21 protein-coding genes are annotated in these 21,650 nt (G+C 73.2%); 15 read left to right on the top strand and 6 right to left on the bottom strand.

Annotated elements, in window-relative coordinates; genetic code table 11:
• Positions 1 to 171 precede the first annotated feature (171 nt).
• From AC59HU_RS06875 to AC59HU_RS06840, 8 genes are all read left to right on the top strand, one after another.
• Positions 172 to 594, top strand: a complete 423-nt coding sequence (locus AC59HU_RS06875; protein WP_497222633.1) for an Asp23/Gls24 family envelope stress response protein — start codon at positions 172 to 174, stop codon at positions 592 to 594.
• Entirely contained in the window at positions 591 to 788 is a 198-nt protein-coding gene (locus AC59HU_RS06870; RefSeq protein ID WP_497222632.1) for a DUF2273 domain-containing protein, read from the top strand. The genes AC59HU_RS06875 and AC59HU_RS06870 overlap by 4 nt, the downstream gene beginning before the upstream one ends.
• Positions 785 to 1,207 carry a hypothetical protein gene (locus AC59HU_RS06865; protein ID WP_497222631.1) on the top strand — a complete coding sequence of 141 codons (423 nt, stop codon included), beginning with the start codon at positions 785 to 787 and terminating at the stop codon, positions 1,205 to 1,207. The genes AC59HU_RS06870 and AC59HU_RS06865 overlap by 4 nt, the downstream gene beginning before the upstream one ends.
• Positions 1,204 to 1,866: a hypothetical protein gene (locus AC59HU_RS06860; protein WP_497222630.1), complete on the top strand. Its 663-nt coding sequence runs from the start codon at positions 1,204 to 1,206 to the stop codon at positions 1,864 to 1,866. The genes AC59HU_RS06865 and AC59HU_RS06860 overlap by 4 nt, the downstream gene beginning before the upstream one ends.
• Positions 1,863 to 2,468: a hypothetical protein gene (locus AC59HU_RS06855; protein ID WP_497222629.1), complete on the top strand. Its 606-nt coding sequence runs from the start codon at positions 1,863 to 1,865 to the stop codon at positions 2,466 to 2,468. The genes AC59HU_RS06860 and AC59HU_RS06855 overlap by 4 nt, the downstream gene beginning before the upstream one ends.
• A gap of 88 nt (positions 2,469 to 2,556) precedes the next feature.
• Complete coding sequence (locus tag AC59HU_RS06850; protein WP_497222628.1) at positions 2,557 to 2,730, top strand: CsbD family protein; 174 nt, start codon at positions 2,557 to 2,559, stop codon at positions 2,728 to 2,730.
• A gap of 88 nt (positions 2,731 to 2,818) precedes the next feature.
• Entirely contained in the window at positions 2,819 to 3,820 is a 1,002-nt protein-coding gene (locus AC59HU_RS06845; RefSeq protein ID WP_497222627.1) for a diacylglycerol/lipid kinase family protein, read from the top strand.
• Positions 3,817 to 4,767 carry a phosphatase PAP2 family protein gene (locus AC59HU_RS06840; RefSeq protein ID WP_497222626.1) on the top strand — a complete coding sequence of 317 codons (951 nt, stop codon included), beginning with the start codon at positions 3,817 to 3,819 and terminating at the stop codon, positions 4,765 to 4,767. Before AC59HU_RS06845 ends, AC59HU_RS06840 begins: the two co-directional genes overlap by 4 nt.
• 395 nt (positions 4,768 to 5,162) lie before the next feature.
• Here the strand turns inward: AC59HU_RS06840 and AC59HU_RS06835 are convergent, their stop codons facing one another.
• Positions 5,163 to 6,038, bottom strand: a complete 876-nt coding sequence (locus tag AC59HU_RS06835; protein ID WP_497222625.1) for a VOC family protein — start codon at positions 6,036 to 6,038, stop codon at positions 5,163 to 5,165.
• 103 nt (positions 6,039 to 6,141) lie between these two features.
• Here AC59HU_RS06835 and AC59HU_RS06830 point away from each other — a divergent pair, with 103 nt between their 5' ends.
• Positions 6,142 to 7,023 carry an alpha/beta fold hydrolase gene (locus AC59HU_RS06830; RefSeq protein WP_497222624.1) on the top strand — a complete coding sequence of 294 codons (882 nt, stop codon included), beginning with the start codon at positions 6,142 to 6,144 and terminating at the stop codon, positions 7,021 to 7,023.
• The gene (locus AC59HU_RS06825; RefSeq protein ID WP_497222623.1) at positions 7,016 to 7,753 is read left to right on the top strand and encodes a TetR/AcrR family transcriptional regulator; all 738 of its coding nucleotides are present in this window, start codon (positions 7,016 to 7,018) and stop codon (positions 7,751 to 7,753) included. Before AC59HU_RS06830 ends, AC59HU_RS06825 begins: the two co-directional genes overlap by 8 nt.
• A gap of 148 nt (positions 7,754 to 7,901) precedes the next feature.
• Here AC59HU_RS06825 and AC59HU_RS06820 read toward each other — a convergent pair whose 3' ends face one another.
• A complete protein-coding gene (locus tag AC59HU_RS06820) occupies positions 7,902 to 8,090 on the bottom strand; it encodes a hypothetical protein (RefSeq protein ID WP_497222622.1) in 189 nt (62 codons plus the stop codon).
• A gap of 163 nt (positions 8,091 to 8,253) precedes the next feature.
• Positions 8,254 to 10,140, bottom strand: a complete 1,887-nt coding sequence (locus AC59HU_RS06815; protein WP_497222621.1) for a helix-turn-helix domain-containing protein — start codon at positions 10,138 to 10,140, stop codon at positions 8,254 to 8,256.
• Between the two features lie 153 nt (positions 10,141 to 10,293).
• Here AC59HU_RS06815 and AC59HU_RS06810 point away from each other — a divergent pair, with 153 nt between their 5' ends.
• The 5 genes from AC59HU_RS06810 (at position 10,294) to AC59HU_RS06790 (ending at position 16,233) form a co-directional block, all read left to right on the top strand.
• Complete coding sequence (locus AC59HU_RS06810) at positions 10,294 to 11,790, top strand: aldehyde dehydrogenase (RefSeq protein ID WP_497222620.1); 1,497 nt, start codon at positions 10,294 to 10,296, stop codon at positions 11,788 to 11,790.
• 136 nt (positions 11,791 to 11,926) lie between these two features.
• Positions 11,927 to 13,357, top strand: coding sequence for an MFS transporter (locus AC59HU_RS06805; protein WP_497222619.1), 1,431 nt, complete (start codon positions 11,927 to 11,929; stop codon positions 13,355 to 13,357).
• Between the two features lie 4 nt (positions 13,358 to 13,361).
• Positions 13,362 to 14,591 (top strand): FAD binding domain-containing protein, encoded by a 1,230-nt coding sequence (locus AC59HU_RS06800; RefSeq protein ID WP_497222618.1) that lies wholly within the window; start codon positions 13,362 to 13,364, stop codon positions 14,589 to 14,591.
• A gap of 173 nt (positions 14,592 to 14,764) precedes the next feature.
• Positions 14,765 to 15,190, top strand: coding sequence for a cupin domain-containing protein (locus AC59HU_RS06795; RefSeq protein ID WP_497222617.1), 426 nt, complete (start codon positions 14,765 to 14,767; stop codon positions 15,188 to 15,190).
• A 62-nt stretch (positions 15,191 to 15,252) separates the two neighbouring features.
• Positions 15,253 to 16,233 (top strand): amidohydrolase family protein, encoded by a 981-nt coding sequence (locus AC59HU_RS06790; protein WP_497222616.1) that lies wholly within the window; start codon positions 15,253 to 15,255, stop codon positions 16,231 to 16,233.
• 15 nt (positions 16,234 to 16,248) lie between these two features.
• Here AC59HU_RS06790 and AC59HU_RS06785 read toward each other — a convergent pair whose 3' ends face one another.
• Genes AC59HU_RS06785 through AC59HU_RS06775 form a run of 3 tightly spaced genes read right to left on the bottom strand, consistent with a single transcriptional unit; the run spans position 16,249 to position 21,625 of the window.
• Complete coding sequence (locus tag AC59HU_RS06785) at positions 16,249 to 17,193, bottom strand: ABC transporter ATP-binding protein (RefSeq protein ID WP_497222615.1); 945 nt, start codon at positions 17,191 to 17,193, stop codon at positions 16,249 to 16,251.
• Positions 17,190 to 18,095 (bottom strand): ABC transporter ATP-binding protein, encoded by a 906-nt coding sequence (locus AC59HU_RS06780; protein WP_497222614.1) that lies wholly within the window; start codon positions 18,093 to 18,095, stop codon positions 17,190 to 17,192. The genes AC59HU_RS06785 and AC59HU_RS06780 overlap by 4 nt, the downstream gene beginning before the upstream one ends.
• The gene (locus tag AC59HU_RS06775; protein WP_497222613.1) at positions 18,092 to 21,625 is read right to left on the bottom strand and encodes an FtsX-like permease family protein; all 3,534 of its coding nucleotides are present in this window, start codon (positions 21,623 to 21,625) and stop codon (positions 18,092 to 18,094) included. The genes AC59HU_RS06780 and AC59HU_RS06775 overlap by 4 nt, the downstream gene beginning before the upstream one ends.
• Positions 21,626 to 21,650 lie beyond the last annotated feature (25 nt).

Genomic DNA, 21,650 nt, shown 5'->3' with positions numbered 1-21,650 from the left:
CGCGTCTGTTTTATTTAGACAGACTAGAAGTATGGTGATCTGAACAACCGGGTCGCGATCTTCTGGAAAAAAACTTCGGGCCGGGTGTGACGAATCGGCGACCACCGACGTCTCATCAGTAAGAACGCAGCACCCCCCGGATCTCCGGGCCAACCCCGAAGGAGTTCGACAATGGCCACCCAGACCACCAGCACCGCATCCGGCGTCGTCGACGACATCACCCCGCTCGGCAGGACCGTCATCAACGACGGCGTCGTCGCGAAGGTCGCCGGCATCGCAGCCCGTGAGGCTCGAGGCGTCTACGCCCTCGGCGGCGGAGCCGCTCGCGCGTTCGGCGCCATCCGCGAGGCCGTCGCCGGCACCGACCAGAGCCAGGGCATCAGCGTCGAGGTCGGCGAGACCCAGGTCGCCGTCGACGTCACGATCGTGGCGGAGTACCCCATGCCGCTGCAGGACGTCGCGGACGGCGTGCGCCTCGGCGTCATCCAGGCCGTCGAGACCATCGTCGGCCTCGAGGTGACCGAGGTCAACGTGACCGTCAACGACGTGCACCTGCCCAGCGACGACGAGACCCCCGAGGCTCGGGTCCAGTGACCACGTCAGCCACCCGTACCGGGATCCTCGTCGGGGCGGTCCTCGCCCTCACCTGGGTGGTCCTCGGCTTCTGGCCGTTCTTCTTCGTCGCGATCGCCATGGCGATCGGGGCGCTGATCGGCCGGATCATCGAGGGCAAGCTCAGCGTCTCGGCCCTCGTCGACGTCTTCCGCGGGAAGCGGACCTCGTCATGACGACCGCCGCGACGACAGCCGTCGCGGCCGGCCGCAACCGCATCACCTCCCGTGCGCTCCACCGGGTGGTCCGGGCGGTCACGGCCGACGCGCTCGGCGTGGACGCCTCCCGGGTCGCCGTGGAGCTGGCCGACGCGCAGGGCCTGCTGGCCCTGACCGTCACCACCCCCATCCGCGTCGTCTCGCTCGATCGGGTGCACCGAGACCGGGCCGCAGCCGCGCCCGGTGCGGTGCCCGGTGCGGTGACCGCGGCGGTGCCCGGTGTGGTCGAGCGCTCCGGCGGCTCGATCGTCGCGCGGGCCGCGCGGGCGCAGGAGACCATCCGCGATCGCGTCACCCTGCTCACCGGCTCGGCCGTCGGCCGGGTCACCGTGCGGCTGTCCGCCGCCGACATCCAGAAGGAGGAGAGAGTCCGATGACCACGACACTCACCCCGCCCGTGGCGGCTCCGGATGCGGGCACCGACTCCGTCGCCGGGCGGCCCGATTCCCCGGCGGCGGCATCCTTCCCCGGTCTCTACCGCAGGATCGCGCGACGGGAGACCCACTCGCCGCGCTCGCTCCTCGCGATCGTGCTCGCCGTGATCGTCATCCTCGCCCTCGCCTGGGTCGGCACCGAGATCGTGCTCGCCCTGCTCGGCGTGCCGCCGCTGCTGGTGGCGCCCGCCGACATGTTCGCCGGGGCGCTCGGTCTCGTCGACGCACCGGCCGGGATCGTGGCGACCGCCGGCATCCTGGTCGCCGTGATCGGGCTCGTGCTGGTGATCGCGGCAGTCTCGCCCGGTCGTCGTGCCCGGCACCTGCTCTCGGCGGAACGCACCGCCGTGGTCGTCGACAACGAGGTGATCGCCTCGGCCCTCGCCCGGCACGCCTCGCTCGCCGGCGACGTCGACCCCGACAACGCCTCCGTCTCGGTGACGCACCGCCAGGCGGTCGTGCACCTCACGCCGACCTCCGGCATCCCGGTCGACCGCTCGGTCGTGCAGGAGGCGGTGACCCGCCAGCTCGAGGGCTACGGGTTGCGGCCGCCGGTGTCGGCACGGATCCGGATCGACGAGAGCGGGAGGATCGGCGCATGAACAGCACCAATCGCGCGGCGAACCGCCTGTTCGTGCTGGTGATCGGCCTCGTGCTCCTGGTCGTGGGCGCCGCGGCGGTCGCCGCCGTGCTGATCCCCGTCGTGCGCGACGCCTGGTCCGGAGCGACCGGCGCCGTCGCGGCCCAGGTCTCGGACTGGCTGGAGCAGACCCCGCTCGGCGACACGGGCGTGAGCTGGATCATGCCGGCCGTGCTGGTGCTGCTCGTGATCGCGGTCGTGGTGCTCGTGGTCTTCATCGCCCGGCAGGGCCGAGGCCGCACCTCGATCGCCGTGACCGAGCGCACCAGCGAGCACGGCACCACCGTGGTCGAGTCCGCGGTCGCCGAGCAGGCGCTCGAGGAGGCCATCTCGGCCCGGCCGGAGTTCGTCGCTTCGCATGTGTCGACCTACAGGGTGAAGCGCACCCCGGTGCTCAAGATCTCGGTGACCTGCCGCCGAGGCGTCTCGCCCCGGGATGCGGCCCGGATCGTCGAGGACGCCGTGATCGCGCTCGACGACCTGCTCGGGCGGCCGTTGCCGGCGCTCGTGCAGATCAGCGGGGGCTTCCGCTCCCGGGTGACCGCGACCACGAGGTTGCAGTGACGCGGCGGCTCCACCCCACTCAGACCCACACGGCCCCGTGATCCGCGGCGGCCATCCCCCCCGAATAACGAACAGGAAGGAGCTCATCATGAGCGCTGGAGACAAGATCAAGAACGCAGCCGAGGACATCGCCGGCAAGGCCAAGGAGGCCGTCGGCAAGGTCACCAACAACGACGAGCTCGTCGCCGAGGGCAAGGCCGACCAGGCCAAGTCCGACGTGAAGCAGGCCGGCGAGAACGTGAAGGACGCGTTCAAGAACTGACCGGGCTCGACCCCCAGTGGCCGTCACCTCCCCACGGGGTGGCGGCCACGCCCTTGCATCCAGGCTTCCGACAGCAGAGAGTACGACCATGACCCACGACGCCAGCCCCAGCCAGGCCCCCTCCGATCGGCGCACCGTCGCCGTCGTGATCAACCCGAGCAAGTTCACCGACGTGGAGGCGGTCAAGGCGACCGTCGCCACGGGCGCCTCGCGCGCCGGTTGGGCCGAGCCGCTCTGGTTCGAGACCAGCGTCGAGGACTCCGGCACCGCAGCCGCCGAAGCGGCGGTGGATGCGGGTGCGGACGTCGTCTGCGCGATGGGCGGGGACGGCACGGTGCGGGCGGTCGCCGCCGTGCTGCGCGGCACCGGAGTGCCCTACGGACTGCTGCCGAGCGGAACCGGCAACCTCCTCGCACGCAACCTCGGCATCCCGCTCAACGACCTCGACGACGCCGTGGAGATCGCGCTGCTCGGCCAGGACCGCGCGATCGACGTCGGCACCGCCACCTTCGACGACGGCGAGGAGCGCGTCTTCGTCGTGATGGGCGGAGTCGGCCTCGACGCCCAGATCATGGACAACACCGACGACGAGCTGAAGAAGAAGGTCGGCTGGGGTGCCTACGTCGCCGCCGGAGCGCCCGCCCTTTTCAAGGGCGGCTTCGACGCGACGCTCACCATCGACGGCGCCGCGGAGGAGCCGACCAACTGCCTGATGGTGCTCGCCTGCAACTGCAGCTCGGTGGTCGCGAACATCGAGCTCGCCACCGGCGCCGTGCTCGACGACGGCGACCTCGAGCTCGTGATGCTGCGGCCCAACGTCGTGGCGGGCTGGCTCGGCGTGGCGATCGACGTCGCCACCCGCAACCGCAACGGGCTGGCCTCGCTCAAGCAGTGGTCGGGCCGGGAGTTCGAGTTCGAGCTCGACCAGCCGGTTCTCGCCGAGCTCGACGGCGACCCGGTCGGCGAGACGAAGACCGGCCGCTTCGGGGTCGACCCGGGCGCGCTGATCGTGCGCCTGCCGGTTCCGGCCGCCCAGGCGCCGGGGCTGTCGCCCCGCACCGCCGTCGCCGTCGACCCGGCGATGTCGTGACGGTGCCCGGAGACGGGGCCGGCGAGCCCGCTGTTCACGGGGGCGCCGGTGCCGGTGCCGGTGCCCAGTCGGCTGCGGCCCGGGGCGCCGGTGCCGAGCCCGAGAAGGGCGTGCGAGGCGAACTCCAGCAGGATCGCTACCTCGGCCCCACCGACCTGACCCACTGGTACACGCCGGTCGGCCGGGTGCTGGCGTTGTTCGCGAAGTGGGTGGGCGACCGCCTCGGGCCCAACGCCACCCTGATCCTCACGGTCGTGGTGGGCGCCGGGATCGCCCTCCTGCTCAGCCTCGCCGCCGGGCAGGTCTACGACGCGGTCACCGACTCCGACGGCGTCGCCGGGCTCGACCGACCGCTGCTGGACTTCGCGCTCACCCTCCGCGATCCGGTCGCCGACACCGTCATCACGTACTTCACCGACATCGCGGGGCCGATCGGGATGCCGGTCATCGCGGTCACGGCCATCCTGATCCTCGCCATCCATCGCCGCTCGTGGACCCCGGTCGTGCTGATCGTCGCGGCCGGCGGCGGGTCGCTGCTGATGACGATCGCGGGCAAGGGCCTGATCGACCGCGCCCGCCCGCCGCTGGTGGATGCGGTGCCGCCGTACGAGTACTCGGCGTCGTTCCCGAGCGGGCACACCCTGAACGCCGTGGTCGTGGTGGGGGTGGTCGCGTACCTGATCATCCTGCGCCGCAAGTCGCGCCGGGCGCGGGTCGCCATCGGGGCGGTCGCGGTGCTGTTCGCGCTCGCCGTCGGGCTCAGCCGCGTCTTCCTCGGCCACCACTGGTTCACCGACGTGCTCGCGGGCTGGATCCTCGGCGCCGCGTGGCTGGCGCTCATCATCACGGCGCACCGGCTCTACCTCACCGTGAGGTCGCGCCGTCCCGTGCCCCCGCCCCGTCCCGCCCCGAAGTCCGATCCGGGCCCCGGCCCGCTCGCGAGGTGACCCCCCTTCCCTCCCGCGGTCGGCAAGATCATGCCGATTCATCTCGCCTGTGCACCCGAAGGTGCTCGAATGGGATCGAATCGGCACAATCATGCCGATTCGGGCGGGACGCGGGCTGATCTACGACGACGACAGTCTCGCCCTCCCGATCGGCGGCCGTACGACGACACTCAAGGCGCGGCACTAGCGGGAATTCGCCCGCACGATCGGGCTCCCGGACCGGGCCGCCCGCTCGGCGGAGGCCCTTGCGCTCCGAGCCGCGGCCGCTGTCGATCTCGGCGCGCTGGGGTTCGACGGGTCGCCGATGAGGCGGGTCGAGCGAGAACTCGGGTTCCGGCGGGCCGAACTCGCGCCGTGAGCCGAGCACTTCCTCGCGTGGCTGGTTCGGCGGCGGGTCAGGCGGGAGTGGGGGTGCGGAGCAGGAGGGTGTTGTCCCAGGGGTCGGCCACCGTGACCGTGCGGCCGTCGTTCGCCGTCTGCAGGCCGTGATGCCGCAGCCTCTCCTCGGTCGCGGCGACCCCGTCGGCATCCGGGAGCACGATCTCGACCTGGCCGAGCCCGAGGGTCTGCTGGCGGCGGCCGGCGCCGAGGGAGTTCCAGACGTTCATCGCCATGTGGTGGTGGTAGCCGCCGGCCGAGACGAACAGGGCCTGCGGGCCGAAGGCCGAGGTGACCTCGAAGCCCAGGGTGTCGACGTAGAAGTCGCGCGCGGTCGCGATGTCGCCGACCGAGAGGTGCACATGGCCGACCGAGGCGCGGCCGATGCGGGGATCCTCGACCAGTTCGCCCGTGAGGTTCTGCTGCAGGAACTCGTTCGGGTCGAGGTAGAGGGTCGACATCTCGATCTGGCCGTGGGCCCAGCTCCAGGAGGTGCGGTCGCGGTCCCAGTAGAGCTCGACGCCGTTGCCCTCGGGGTCGGTGAAGTAGAAGGCCTTCGAGACGAGGTGGTCCGAGGACCCGGTGAAGGAGTGCGGAAAGCGCTGCGCGACCGAGTAGACGGCGGCGGCGAGGGCGGCCTCGGAGTCGAAGACGATCGCGGTGTGGAACAGGCCCGCCGAGCGGGGCTCGGGGTTCTTCAGCTCGGGGGCGTGCTGCAGGATGACAGCAGGGATCCCGCCCCGGCCGAGCACGGCCGTGTCGCCGTGGTGGCTGATCAGGTCGAGGGTGACGGCGTCGCGGTAGTAGGCGATCATGCGGTCGAGGTCGCCGACCCGGAGGGTGACGGCACCCATCGCGGTGTCGGGGGCGAGGAGGTCGGTGGGGTTCGTCATGGTTCAGGGTAGAACACTTGTCGGTACAACTAAATTCCCCATCGTTGATGTAGGTGGCTCGAAGCTATTGCTAATAGCCAATAAGCTAGCTAGAGTAGCCACCATGAACTCCACCGACACCTCGTCCCAGCTCCACCGCCTCGATCGCGGGGAAGGACGACTGGCCTACGGGCTGGCCGGCCACGGCCCCCTCGTCGTCACCTCGCCCGGGATGGGCGATCTGCGCTCCACCTGGCGCGCCCTCTCACCGCAGCTCGTCGCATCCGGATTCCGGGTGGCGGATGCCGAACTCCGCGGCCACGGCGACAGCGACGCGGGCTTCGCGTCGTACGGCGACGAGGAGACCGCATCCGATCTCATCGCCCTGATCGAGCACCTCGGCGGTCCGGCGATCGTCGTCGGCAACTCGATGAGTGCGGGTGCCGCCGTGATCGTCGCGGCCCGGCGGCCCGACCTCGTCTCGGGACTGGTGCTGGTGGGCCCGTTCGTGCGGAACCCCGCGATGAACCCGTTGCTGCTGGTGGCGTTCCGGGCGATGATGGCGCGGCCGTGGGTGACGCCGGTGTGGCGGGGCTACCTGCCGTCGCTCTACGCGGGCCGGAAGCCCGCCGACTTCGAGGCGCACCGCGCCGCCATCGTCGCCGCGCTCCGTCGGCCGGGCCACGCCGCGGCCTTCTCGAAGACCACGCACGTGACCCACGCGCCCGCCGAGGCGGCGCTGCCGGCGGTCTCGGCGCCCGTGCTGGTCATAATGGGGGAGATGGATCCCGACTTCGCCGCCAAGGGCGCCGCCGCCGAGGCCGGCTGGATCGCCGAGCAGTTCGCGGGGCGCGACGCCGCGCGGGGCGGGGCGGCCGAGGTGCTGATGGTGCCGGAGGCCGGGCACTACCCCCACGCGCAGCGGCCCGAGCTCGTCACCCCCGCCATCCTCGACTTCGCCCGCCGCGTGCGCGCCGCGGGCGCGGGGGCTGCCGCGGATGCCTAGGGCCGGCGTCACGAGCGACCGCGTCGCCGAAGAGGCGGAGGCGCTCGCCGATGAGGTGGGGCTGGAGAACATCACGCTCGCGGCCGTGGCCGCGCGGCTGGGCATCCGGCTGCCGAGCCTCTACAAGCACATCGACTCGCTCGCCGCGCTCAAGGCGACGGTGGGCGAGCGCGCCATCCGTGAGCTGACCGAGGTCATGGCGAGGGCGACCGTCGGCCGTTCGGGGGCGGATGCGGTGGCCGGCCTCGCGCGGGCGCTGCGGCAGTGGGCGCGGGCCCACCCGGGCCGCTACTCGGCCACGGTGGCGCCCCCGCGTCGCTCCGCCCCCGCAACCCCCGAGACGCTTACCGATGCAGCCGCGGTTGCCGTCGCCGCACCCACTGCCATCGACGCGGCGGATGCAGCCGCGGCTGACGCGGATGCGGCTGCGGCATCTGCCAGTGCGAGGGCGGCCGCGGTGGATGCCGGCGCGAGCGATGGCGCCGTCGCGGCTTCGGGCGAGGTCGTCGCGGCGGAGGCGGCGCTGTCGGTGATCTTCGACGCGCTCGCCGGGTTCGGGCTCGAGGGCGGTGACGCGATCGACGCGACTCGGGCGCTGCGTTCGCTGCTGCACGGCTTCGTGTCGCTCGAGGCCGCCGGTGGGTTCGGAATGCCTGACGACGTCGACCGCAGCTACGACCGCCTGGTCGACGCGTTCATCCGAGCCCTCCCCGGCTACGCCACCCCCTGACGTCTCGCCCCGAAAGGCCACGATCCGCACCCCCCGCCCCCAAATGTCCTCGACCCGTCACTCCTTGCCGCTATGGCCACCGAATGGCGACAAGAGGTGACGGATCGAGGCCATCGGCGCTGGTTGACCGACTCGGGACGGTCTGGCGCTACTCGTCACGACGTCTACGAGGGAAGGCTCCTGCCAGGAGGACCGAACCGAAGAAGAGGATGAGCGCGCACGGCACCCACCAGGCGCCCTCGCGTTGCTGCGCGGGAAAGACGATGACGTAGATCACACCGAGGGCGATGAGGAACAACCCGCCCGCGGCCGACCCTTTGCGACTCCGAGGTCTCACGCTCCGAGCGTAGGACACCGATCCGTCAGTTGTTGCCGCTATCGGCGCGGGATAGCGACCACAGGTGACGGGTCGAGGGCATTCGGGCGGGGGCGGGGCGGGACGGAGGCGCGCGGGCGGGCGGGGCGCGGTCAGGCGGGGGGCGGGGTCGAGCGAAGCGGGGTCAGACGAGGGTGGCGGTGAGGGAGCGGGCCACGTCCCAGACCGCCAGGGCGGAAGCGAAGGAGACGACGTCGGCGGGACGACGGAGCTGGGTGGCCGTGAGCGACTCGATGCGGCGGAGGCGCTGGTTGACCGTGTTCGGGTGCAGGCGCAGGGCGGCCGCGGTGGCCGCACGATCGAGGCCGTCGTCGAGGTGACGACGGAGCGTCTCGACGAGGTCGGTGCCACGGGCCCGGTCGTAGTCCATGAGGGGGCCGAGGCGCTCGCGGGCGAAATCGAGCAGCGCCTCGGGCTGGTCGGTCTGCAGCAGCACTCCCACCAGGCCCAGCCCCGCCGGCGAGACGACCTCGTCGGAGCGGCCCGCAGCGCGCGCCAGCGTGAGAGCACCCCGCGCGATGCGGAAGGCCTCGGGCAGCGGGCGGTGGTGGGGTCCGGAGGCCGCGACCAGCACCTTCTCTCCCGGGAACGCCGCGTGCAGCGCCCGCAGCACGATCGGCCCGGCCGCTTCCGAGACCTCGTCGAGCGCCGCAGAAGCAGAAGCAGAAGCAGGACCAGAAGCAGATGCAGATGCAGAATCGGGCTCGGGATCGCCCGGAACCGGCCACAGCGCCACGACCATCCCCTGCAACGCCGCGACCAGCGGGCGAGCGGATGCGGCACCGGGCAGGGTGAGCGCCGAGACGGCCGACAGTGCCGCGAGTGTGCGCCGGGTGTCGGCGGCGCTGATGCCGAGGGTGCCGCCGAGTCCGGGCACGCTCGCGACGGTGGCGACGCGAAGGCTCGCGAGGTCGTGTCCGAGCGCCGCGGCCCGCCGGGAGGCCTGCTCGGTGACGCCGAAGAGCAGCACATCGGTGAGCACCTCGCCCTGGATGCGGTACTCGGTCTCGAGCGCCGCCCGGATGCGCAGCACCTCGAGCGCGATCACCACCGACGCGTGATCGACCGCACGCGCATCGAGCGCGTCGAGCCCGGCACCCGCCGGGTCGTCGACGCGCAGCACCCCCACCTCTTCGGGTCCGAGTCGCACGGGCACGACCACCTCGACCTCCGCGCCGGCCTCATCGCCGCCGCCGGTGGCGGACCCCGACGCGGCCGCGAGCGCGCCGCGGGTGGCGGGCGCTGACGCTGCCGCGAGGGCGCCGGTGGCGGGCACCGACGAGGCCGCGAGCACGGCACCCCGAGGGTCCTCGAGCCGCACCGGCCGGCCGATCAGGTCGGCGAGCGTGCGCACGACCCCGTCGAGCCCGCCCGACTCGAGCGAGACGCGGAGGAGGCGGCGGTGGATGTCCTCCGACTTCGCCAGCAGGTCGCGCTGCTCGAGGAGCGAGGCGTTGGCGCCGCGCAGCTCCTCGACCAGGGCCGCGCTGGTCAGCGCCGCCGCCGCGTGGTTCGCGAGCAGGATCAGCCGCTCGATCTCCTGCTCGCTGTAGTCGTGGATGCGCGCGTGATAGCCGTTCAGCGTGCCCAGCACGCGGTCGGCGCCGAGCACCCGGTCGGTGCCGATGAGCGGCACGCTGATCATCGACCGGTAGCCCTGCTCCTGCGCCACCCCTCCCCAGGGCGCGAAGCCGCGCTCCACCTCGATGTCGGTCACCGCGACCGGACGCCCGCCGAAGTAGGCCCGGCTGGAGGGGGCGGTCGAGCCGAGCGTCACCGGACTCGAGCGGTTCACGCCGTCGACGTACTCGCGCGACAGCCCGCTCCAGCCGGTGATGACCAGGGCGGTGCCCGCCGCATCCGGAACCAGCACCCCGCAGAAGTCGAAACCGAGCAGCTCCCGGGCCGTCTCGGCCACGAGTTCGAGCGCCTGGTCGACGGATCGCCCGCCCACCGCCACCGCGCTCAACTCGCGCAGCCGGCCCAGCCAGACGAGCAGTTCGGAATCCATCCCTCATGTCAGCACGCACATGCTCTCGCGTCAAGAGTGGTGTCATGGACATTGTCGTGGATATCGCGGGCAGGCATGCTGTTGGAACCTGAGTGGGGCGCCGTGGCCTTGCGGAACCTCTCTCGGAACCAAGTCCAGCCTGAGGAGACCGACGTGACCGACACCGCAGTGATTGACACCCCCGCTCTGGTTGAGGACGGCCCGACCCGCGACATCATCAACCCCTCGACGGGTGCGGTGATCCAGTCGGTGCCCGAGCACGGAGCGGCCGACGTCGACCGCATCGTCGCAACCGCGAAGGCCGCGTTCGAGTCCGGGCCGTGGCCGGCCCTGCACCCGAGCGAGCGTGCCCGCATCCTGCTCCGCGTCGCCGACGAGATCGAGGCCTCGACCGGGGAGCTCTACCGCCTCGAGGCCCTCAACAACGGCCGGCCCGTGACCGAGACCCGCGCCCAGCTCTCCCGCGTGCCCGAGTGGTTCCGCTACAACGCCGGACTGCTCGCCGCCCAGCGCACCGGCGTGCTGCCCTCCGACGGGCCCTACCTGACCTACCAGCGCCGCGCCCCGCTCGGCGTCTGCGGCATCATCACGCCGTTCAACCACCCGATGCTGATCCTCGCCCGCAGCCTCTCGGCCGCCCTGGCGAACGGCAACACCGTGGTCGTGAAGCCCTCCGAGCTCACCCCGCTGACGACCCTCGCGCTGCTGCCCATCCTCGAGCGCGCGGGCATCCCCGAGGGCGTCGTGCAGATCGTCACGGGTGCGGCCGAGGCCGGCCGGGCGCTCACCGAGCACCCCGACATCGCGAAGATCACCCTCACCGGCGGCACCGAGACCGGCCGCTCGGCCGCGGTCGCGACGGCCCGCCGGTTCGCCCGGATGACCGCAGAGCTCGGCGGCAAGACCCCGGTGGTCGTCTTCGACGACGTCGACCCGCGGGATGCGGCCGAGGGGGCCGCGTTCTCGGCCTTCGTCGCCGCCGGCCAGTCCTGCGTCGCCGGATCCCGCTTCCTGGTGCAGCGCGCGGTCTACGACCAGTTCGTCGAGCACCTGACCGCCCGCGCGAAGGCCATCCGCATCGGCGACCCGACCAGCCCCGACACGCAGATGGGTCCGCTGATCAGCGCCCGTCAGCGCGACAAGGTCGAGGCCCTGGTCGAGTCGGGCCGCGAGGAGGGCGCCTCGGTGACGGCGGGCGGCGCCGAGCCCGAGTTCGGCTCCGACGAGCAGGCGCTCCGCACCGGCTTCTTCTACGCCCCGACCGTGCTCGCCGACGCCACCATGCAGATGCGCGTCGCCCGCGAGGAGATCTTCGGGCCGGTCGCGGTCGTCATCCCCTTCGACGACGAGGACGACGCCGTGGCCATGGCCAACGACAACCCCTACGGCCTGGGCGCCGGCCTCTGGACGAGGGATGTCGCCCGCGCCCACCGCGTGGCCGACCGGATCAAGGCGGGCATGGTCTGGATCAACGACCACCACCGCCTCGAGCCCTCCCTCCCCTGGGGCGGCATCAAGGAGTCCGGCATCGGGAAGGACGCCGGCGTGGAGTCGTTCGACGACTTCTCCTGGCTCAAGACGGTCGTCACCCGGATCGCGCCCGACTCCGTCGACTGGTACGGCGGATCGGGCACCCAGCGCCTGAACTGAGCGCGACCCGACCCGCCCCAGCCCCACTCGAACTCCGAGCATTGCCCGAACCCCCAGCACCACCCGAACTCCGAGCACCACCCCGAACCCCGGGCACCCGGGACCGGTCCCACCAATTCCGAAGGAGAGCACGTCGATGGTGACGCAGACTCGCAACACGCGCAACGAACTCCGTTCGGGCTGGCGCCAGGAGATCACGAAGGCCCAGTGGCTCGTGCTCACCGGCACCATGCTCGGCTGGGGGCTGGACGGCTTCGCCGGCAGTCTCTACACGCTGGTGCTCGGCCCGGCGATGACCGAGCTGCTGCCGCACAGCGGCATCGAGGTCAGCCCGGCGGCGATCGGTCTCTACGGCGGCCTGACCGTGGCGCTCTTCCTCGGCGGGTGGGCCCTCGGCGGGATCGTCTTCGGGGTGCTGGCCGACTACCTGGGCCGCACCCGGATCCTGGCCATCGGCATCCTGACCTACGCCGTCTTCACCGCGGCGGCCGCCTTCGCGGACACCTGGTGGCAGCTGGGCATCCTGCGCTTCATCGCGGGGCTCGGCTCGGGCGTCGAGGCTCCGGTGGGAGCGGCCCTGATCGCGGAGAGCTGGAAGAACCGGTACCGCGCCCGGGCCGGCGGCGTGATGATGTCCGGTTACGCGGCCGGGTTCTTCGTGGCCGCGCTCGTGTTCGCCCTGGCCGGCGGGCTGGGCTGGCGCTTCATGATGGCGCTGGCGGTCATCCCCGCCATCCTGGTCTGGTTCATCCGTCGCTTCGTGAAGGAGCCGCCGGAGTCGGCCGACGCGATCCGGGAGCGCCGCGAACGCAAGCGCGCCGGCCGGGCGGTCGCCCGCGACGACTTCGTGCTGAAGCGGCTGTTCCGGAAGCCCCTGCTGCGCCCGACCCTCGTCTGCACGGCGATCGCGACCGGGGCCCTGATCGCCTTCTGGAGCGTGACGACCTGGTATCCGCAGATCATCCGGCAGATGGGCGCGGCCGAGCAGTGGTCGCCCGACCTGATCGCCTCGCGGGTGGCGCTCGCCTCGATCCTGTTCAACGCCGGCGGCATCGTCGGCTACGCGGCCTGGGGCTTCATCGCCGACAAGATCGGCCGGCGGCCCACGTTCCTCATCACCTTCGGGGCCGCGGCCGTGGCGATCGCCTTCCTCTTCCCGTTCCAGCGCGACGTGACGACCTACATGATCGTGATGCCCGTGCTCGGCTTCGCCCTCTTCGGCTCGCTGTCCGGGGCGTTCATCTACAGCCCCGAGGTGTTCCCGACCAGCGTCCGCGCCTCGGCGATCGCCTTCTGCAACAGCGTCGGCCGCTTCTTCACCGCCGCCGGGCCCCTGGTCGCCGGCGTGATCGCGGTCTCCTGGTTCGACGGCAACCTGGGCATCGCCACCGCGGTGATCTCGGCGATCGGACTGATCGGCCTGGTCGGCGTCGCCTTCGCCCGCGAGACCAACGGCCGGCCGCTGCCCACCGAGGAGTCCCTCGCGGCGGATGCGGCGGCGGATGCGGCGGGCACCTCTCCCGCGGAGCCGGCGAGCCCGGCCTCCGCTCCCACCCGAAAGGCGTGATCACATGTCCACCCACTCCTACCGCGGCTCGCGCGCCGTCGTCGTCGGCGGCTCGATCGGCGGCCTCACCGCCGCCCTCGTGCTGAAGGACCTCGGCTTCGACGTCGACGTCTACGAGCGCACCGCCTCGCCGCTGCACGGCCGGGGCAGCGGGATCGTGCTGCAGCCGGACACCCTCCGCTGGTTCGCCGAGCGCAGCGACACCGACCCGGCCGAGCTCGCGACCTCCACCTCCTGGGTGCAGTACCTCGACCAGGCCAACCACATCGTCTCGCACGACGAGCGCACCTGGGAGTACACCTCCTGGGGCACGTTCTACCGGGCGCTGCTGCACGACTTCGGCACCGAGCACTACCACCTCGGCGCCACCGCGAGCGGCTTCGACGACAGCGGCGACACGGCGACCGTGCACTTCACCGACGGCAGCAGCCAGACCGCCGACCTGGTGGTCTTCGCCGACGGCATCAACTCGCCGGCGCGCGAGCAGTTCGATCCGGATGCCGTGCCGTCGTACTCGGGGTACGTCGGCTGGCGGGGCACCGTGCCGCTGCGCGACCTGAGCACCGTGTCGCAGATGCTCATGGGTGACGCGATCACCTACTCGGTGGTGCCGAACTCGCACATCACCCTCTACCCGATCCCGGGCGAGGAGGGCGTCGAGGCCGAGCACCAGCTGATGAACTACGTCTGGTACCGCAACGTGCCCGAGGGGCCCGAGCTGACCGAGCTGCTCACCGGCAAGAACGGGATGGTCGGCGCGGTCTCGCTGCCGCCCGGGCTGGTGCAGGACCGGTTCGTCGCCGAGCTGCGCGAGACGGCGGCCGCGACCCTCGCGCCCGCCGCCGCCGAGGTCGTGCTCGCGACCGAGGAGCCCTACCTCCAGGTCGTGCTCGACGTGCGGTCGAACCGGATGGCGCTGCACCGCGCGGCCCTGATCGGCGACGCGGCCTGCAGCGCCCGGCCCCACGCGGCCGCCGGCACGGCGAAGGCCGCTGCCGACGCCTGGGCGCTCCGGGATGCGCTGGTCGCCGCGGCCGGCGACATCCCCGCCGCGCTCGCCGCCTGGGAGCCCGGCCAGCTCGAGCTCAGCCGCCAGCTGCTCGACCGCGTGATGGAGATGGGCGACCGCTCGCAGTTCCTCGGCACCTGGACCCCGGGCGACCCGAGCCTCCGCTTCGGCCTGTACGGGCCGGGCGTGCTCTACCCGGAGGACCGCCGCACCGCGGTGGCCTGAGCCGGCGGTTCGTCTCGTCCCGCCCGCTCGTGTGGCCGCATCCACGGGCCAGCCGCACACCGGCCCGCATCCACCGGCCGGCCACCCGCGTGGCCGCATCCACCCGCCCCTTCTCGTCACCTGAACACCCCCGCCCGGGCCGACCCGGGCCCCGCATCCGAACGGAGAACACCATGAGCGACTTCCTCGCCGACCTGCCCCTCGCCGGCACCCTCGTCGGCACCGACTTCGACGGCTGGAGCGACGAGCTCCGCCAGGAGTTCGCCGACCACGCCTTCGACGGGGCCGTGGGCTCCCGCCTGCTGAGCGAGGACGACCGGGTGCGGGTCTGGGAGATCCGGCTCGAGCCGGGCGAGCGGTGGCACGCCCACCGGCACGTGCTCGACTACTTCTGGACCGCGGTGAACGCGGGGACGAGCCGGCAGCACACCTTCGACGGAACCACCCGCGACGTCTCGTACGATGCCGGAGAGACCCGCCACTTCCACTTCGGACCAGGGGAGTACCTCTTGCACGACATCCAGAACGTCGGGGACACCCCGCTGGTGTTCACCACGGTCGAGCACCTGAACAGCGAAAACGAACCGCTGGCGCTGTGAGCGACGCGAACGCGGTGCCGATGTCGGCGCCGGCGCCGGCGCCGGCGACTGTGCCTACCTCTGTGCCTCTGCCGACGGCCGATCTCCGGCCCGGGCCGATCGACGTGCACGCGCACTGGCTGCCCCGCGACCTGTTCGCCCTGCCGCCGGGCGCCCCGTTCGGCGGCATCACCGACCGCGACGGCCGGATGTTCATCGGCGACACCCCGCTCTCGATCGACACCCGCCTGATGAGCGACGTCGACGCGATCCGCGCCGACATGGAGGAGAAGGGGGTCGGGGCCCGCGTGCTCTCGGCCCCGCCGTTCGCCTTCGCGCTCGGCACCGCGGCCGGCACCGAGGAGTACGTCGCCTCGTTCAACGGTGAGCTCGCCCGGGTGGTCACGGATGGCGCAGGCTGGTTCGCGGGCTTCGGCTGCGTGAGCCTGGCCGATCCGGATGCCGCGTCCCGCCAGCTCGGTGAGCTCGCGGCGACCCCGGGCATCCTGGGTGTGGCGATACCGCCTCTGCTCGGCGCCGGCTCGCTCGACGCCGAGCCGCTCGAGGGGGTGCTGCGCCGCGCGACCGAGCTCGGGCTCGCGGTGCTGGTGCACCCGATGCAGCTGCCCTCGCCGACCCTCGCGAAGCACTACCTGGTGAACCTGATCGGCAATCCGGTCGAGACCGCGACCGCGATCGCGTCGGTGCTGCTCGGCGGGGTGCTCGAGCGCATCCCGGAACTGCGGATCTGCTTCGTGCACGGCGGCGGCTGCGCGCCCGACCTGCTCGGCCGCTGGAGCCACGCGTGGCATGCTCGGCCGGACGTCTCGGCCGGGTCGAGCACGCCGCCGGAGCAGGGTTTCCGCTCGCTCTGGCTCGACACCGTGACGCACGACACGGATGCCTTCGACCTGCTCGCGGCGAAGGCGGGCGAGGGGCGGGTGCTGCTCGGCAGCGACTACCCCTTCGACATGGCGGATCCGGATCCCGTGGTGCACGCGGTGGAGCGCGGGCTCACGCGCGAGCAGCTCGAGCAGGACGCCCGGGTGTTCTTGCGCCTCTGAGGTCGTGCGACGGGATCAGACGGATCGACCGTCCTGGAGCGTGATCACGGTGTCGGCGCGGGAGACGAACGCGGGATCGTGGGTCGCGACCACCGCGGCGAGCCCGCGGGAGTGGGTGAGGCGGGCGATCAGGTCCATCACGGCGGCCGCGTTGCCGCTGTCGAGCTGGCCCGTCGGTTCGTCGGCGATGAGGAGCCTGGGGTCGCCGACGAGCGCTCGGGCGATGCCGACGCGCTGACGCTGGCCGCCGGAGAGCTCTTCGGGCCGCTGGTTCGCGTGCCCGGCGAGGCCGACCAGCGCGAGGGCCTCGTCGACGCGCTCGTCGCGGTCACGTGCATCCGTCTGTCGCAGTCGGAGGGGGAGGCCGACGTTCTCGCGTGCGGTCAGGTCGTCGAGCAGGCCGAAATCCTGGAAGACGAAGCCGAGGGTGGTGCGGCGGAGCTCGACGATGCGATCGACGCCGAGGCCGGCGACGGGCTCGCCGTCGATCGAGACGGTGCCCGAGGTGGGGGTGTCGAGGGTGCCGAGCAGGTTGAGGAGGGTGGTCTTGCCGGCGCCGGATGCGCCGCGCACGACGACGAGCTCGCCCGGGTGGGCGGCGAGCGTGATGCCGTGACAGGCGACGACGTCGCCGGCCGGGGTGGTGAAGACGCGGGTGACGGCGTGGGCGCTGACGACGGGGGTGGTCGTGCGGGTGGGGGTGCGGGTGCCGGGTGCGGGCTGGGCGGCGGTGTTGGTGGGCGCGGGAAGGTGGAGGGCCTGGTCGGCGGCGGGCTGGTGGATGGCCTGGTCGGCTGGGTGGCGGTTGGGCTGGTCGGCGGGATCGGCGGCGGGCGGGTCGGCGCGGTGCCGGGCGGCCTGGTCGGCGGCGCGTTCGGCGGCTCGGGCGGCCGCACGGGTGAGGGGCTGGGCCGGGGAGGCCGGGGAGGCGGAAGTGGTGGGGCGGTCGGCGTCGGTCACGGGCGCGGCTCCTGGGTCTCGTCGGGACGGACTGCGATCTGATCGGGCTCGAGCGCGAGCCGCACGCGGTCGCGGAGGCCCAGGGCGGCGGTGAACTCGGCGGGCAGCTGCAGGCGGCCGACGCGGTCGAGCACGGCGAACTCCTCGGCGTGCACCTGCTCGGCTCCGTGCTCGTCGGTGCGGGTGCTGCGCACGGTCTCGGTCGAGGTGCGCCCGTCGCGGATCTGCACCGTGCGCCGCACGTGCTCGGAGACCGAGGGGTCGTGGGTCACGATCACCGTCGTCACGCCGTTCTCCTCGTTCAGTGTGCCCAGCGCCTCGAGCACGTCGATGCTCGCCGCGTCGTCGAGCTCGCCGGTGGGCTCGTCGGCGAAGAGCACGCGGGGTCGGTTCGCGAGGGCCACCGCGATGGCGGCCCGTTGTTGCTGGCCGCCCGAGAGCAGCTCGGGGCGGCGGTCGCGGAGGTCTCCGAGACCGAGCAGCTCGATCAGCTCGTCGGAGCGGGCGGCCCGCTCAGTCGCGGTGCCCGTGCGGGCGACGGCCGTGACGGCGTCGATGTTCTGCTGCACGGTCAGGTAGGGCAGGAGGTTGCGGCCGGTCTGCTGCCAGACGAAGCCCACGTCGTGGCGACGGAAGCCCACGCGCTGCTTGGGCGTGAGCGCCAGCAGGTCGTGCCCGGCGACCCGCACGGTGCCGGCCGTCGGGGTGTCGAGCCCGGAGAGGATGCCGAGCAGCGTCGACTTGCCCGACCCGGACTCGCCGACGATCGCGACGAGCTCGCCCGGGTCGACGCGGAGGTTGAGGCCCTGCAGCGCCTGCACCTCGACGCCGCGCGACTGGTAGACGCGCACCAGGTCGGCGCAGAGCACGTCGGGCGTGGGGGAAGGGGGCATGCTGGTCATCCTCGTCGCTCTCGGTCGTCGGTGGGTGCGTCGGGCGGCGTCGCGCGTTGGGCGCCGGGCGCGCCGGGTGCGCGTGGTGGGCGGGGCGCGCCGGATGCATGGCTCGCGCTGGGTAGGCCGGGCGCGTGGGTCGCGGCGGACGGGCCGGGCGCGCGGGGGCGGCTGATGCGGGTCGACAGGGCCACGGTGGCCGCCGCGGCGACGGCGAAGACCGCGACGATCGCGGCCGACAGCAGCGGGTCGACCACCACCGGCGGCTCACCCGTGCCGGCGGTCAGTGCCGAGGCCCCGGCCGACGGCAGCACGACGAACGGCACCAGGATGCCGGTCAGCACCCCGAGAACCCCCGCCACGACGACCGGCGGCGCCACCTCCCAGACCGCCAGCGCGCCGACCTGCCGGCGCGAGACGCCGAGCGCCCCGACCACGCCGGCGAGCACTCCGCGGGAGCGGCGTCCGGCGGCGGCCGACAGTGCGATCGCGGCGACGGCGAGCAGCAGCGAGACTCCGGTGGCGGCGATCAGGGCCGCTGTCAGGGTGGCGACGCGGGGGCTCGTGGTCACCGCATCCGCCACCGCCTGCGGGGTGATCAGCTGGGCGTCGGGTCCCGCGGCGTCTTGGATGGCGGCGAGGGCCGCATCCGGATCGGCGTCGTCGGCGAGGCGCACGAGCACGAGGTCGGCGAGCCCCGAGGTGTCGATGACCGCGCCCGAGACCGAGGAGTCGACCAGCAGCCAGTTCTCGGCGGCGGTGAACGCGACCGACGGGCTGTGCCGGCCGGTGATGGTGAGCGGATGCCCGCGGAGCGCGAACTCCTCGCCGCCGAGCAGGGCCGCGGCGGAGTCGGAGGCGATGACGGGGATAGGGGCGTCGGGGTCGGGCGATGCCGCGTCGGCGCTGCCGTTCGCATCCGCGTCCGCACTGCCATTCGCATTCGCGTCCGCATCCGAATTTTCGCCGCCGTCGGCATCCGCGTCCGCACTGCCGTTCGCGTTGGCATCCGCGTCCGGGCTGCTGTTCGTAGCCGCGCTCGCATCCGCGCTGACGCTCGCATCCGCATCCGCGCTACCGCTCGCATCCGCATCCGCGCTACCGCTCGCATCGGCATCCGCGCTACCGCTCGCATCGGCATCCGCACTTGCCGACCCGGTCGGCGCATCCGGGAGGGTGATCGCGCCGGGGAGGCCCTGCTGCACGCGGGCGAGCGCGGTCGTGTCGGTCACGACGAGGCGCAGCAGCTTGCGGGCCGAGCCGACCGTGACGGTGACGGGCGCGTCGCCGACGATCGCGGCCGAGGCCTCGACCCCGGGGGTGGCGGCGATCGCCTGGGTGACCTCGGTGGTCAGTCCGGGGCCGCTGACCGCGACATCCGCCCCGACCTGCTCGACCGCGGCCTGCTCGACGCCGGCGTGCACGGTGCTGAGGAAGGCCGCGGAGAACAGCGACACCGCGAGGCCCACGAGCACGCAGACCACCACGACGACGCCGGCGGCCGAGGGGGCGGCGGCGCGGGCGGCGCCGATCAGGCCGATCGCGCCCCGCCGGGCGGCGGTGGCCCGGCGGGCAGCGCGGAGGAGCAGCGGGAAGACCCGTGCCGCGAGCGCGCAGCCGCAGAGCGCGAGCAGGGCCGGGACGAGGGAGCCGAGGGCGTCGGGGGATCCGGGATGCTGGAGCAGGTCGACCACGGCCGCGGCGGTCACGAGGGCGAGGAGGGCCTCGAGGGCGAGCCGGGCGGCGGAGAGGGCGGGGGTGCGGGCACTGCCGGTGGCGCCGGAGTCGCCGCCCGAGCCGGAGCCGAGGCCGAGGGCGGCCGGTGAGGTGCCGCCGGCCGCGCCCCCTGCACCCCCTCCGCCCGCGCGGCCGGACCGGTTCACGGCCCGACCCGCCACGGTCTGCCCGGTGAGGACGATCGCCGGAAGCAGGATCGCCGCCAGCAGCCCCACCGCCATCAGTGCCGGCGAGGGCAGGGAGAACGCGGGGATTCCCGCAGCGGTGGCGGGTGTCGTAGCCTGCAGGGCCATTACGGCGCCGACCCCTGCGACCCCGCCCACGGCGGCGCCCGAGATCCCCGCGAGCAGCCCCTCGCCGGCGAGGAGGCTCGTGAGCTGGCGGGCGGAGGCTCCGCGGGCGGCGAGCAGCGAGTACGCCGACGACCGCGCCGTGCGCACGGCCCCGGCGACCAGCACGAGCAGGGCGAGGATGCCGATGGCCGGTCCGCTCGCCGTCATGGTCAGGAACGCGGCGGTGACGGTGGTGCTCGCGGCCGAGGCGTCGAGGGCGTCGGGCAGGGCGGAGGTGAAGGCGTACTCGGCGGCGGGCGGGTCGTAAGGGAAGACGGGGGCCGCGGCATCCGTCGACCCGGTGCCGGGGGCGGCGCCAGCGTCGGTAGCGGTGGCGGTGGCGGTGCCGGCGTCGGTGTTGCCGCTGACGTCGGTGCCGGATGCGCTCGTGCCGTCGGTCGCAGTGCCGCCGGCGGCTGTGTCTGCGGCGCCCGTCGACGGGGCGGCGGGGGCGGGCAGGGTGTAGTGGATGCGCGTGAAGACGCGGATCGCGTCGGCCACGGCAGCGGCGTTCGAGGCGGTGACGGCGTCGCGATCGATCGGCAGCCAGACGGTCGAGGTGGAGTGCGCGGGCAGGGTCGACAGCACCGGCCACGAGGCGGCGTTCGCGAAGGCGGAGCCGAAGGCGATGAGTCCGCCGTCGGGGGTCGGCTCGATCTCGGCCTCGGTCGAGGCGGGGATGTTGGCCCAGGTGCTGTCGGCGGGGTCGTTCGGGGTGAAGGTGCCGGTGAGGGTGACGGCCTGGGTGCCGCCGTCGGGCACCGCGAGCTGCCGGGTCTCGCCGAGGGCCCACTGCATGGTCTCGGCCGAGGGGGCCGCGAGGGCAATCTCGACCGGGGATCGGTCGGATGGGGTGGCGCCCGCGCCGGCGGTGCTGCCGGTGATCGGCTGGCCGGTCGCGGGGTCGAACCCCGAGCCGGTGCCGGTGGTGGACGCGTCGGGCACGGCCGGGTCGGGAAGCCGGCCGTCGACGAGCGTCACCTCGTCGGCGAAATCAGGGTCGACGGCCAGGGCGATCGAGGTGGGGAAGAAGGGCGTGCCCCCCGGAGCCGGCGAGGCGAAGAGCTCAGGGAACGTGACGACGTGACGCGGTGCCCCGAGCACCCCGTCGAGCACGGGTGGCACGGTCGAGCGGATGTCGCGGAGCGCCTGGTCGTCGGCCCCCCACACGGCGTCGACGGCGGGGTCCCAGGGTGGGGAGGGCGTGCCCCCGGCATCGCCGGCGGCGGGGCGCGGGCCGGTCGCGGGGCCGCCGAGGGAGGTCGCGACCACATCGAGGCGCCCCGGGCGCACCCCCGCGGTCAGGTCGTGCTGCACGGCGGCGGTCTGCGCGTGGTCGAGCAGGGCGGGCACGGCGATCCCCGCGCCGCCCAGTACGGCGGCGAGCACGGCGAGAGCGACGGTCGCCCCCGGGGCGGCGAGGACCGTCCGCCGCAGCAGCCCGGGCATCCGGAGCGCGCCCCCGTTCATCCGGAAACCCCCGCGTTCATTCGGT

This window comes from Herbiconiux sp. 320_LB (assembly GCF_059691755.1).
This window is presented reverse-complemented; position numbering and strand designations above follow the sequence as displayed.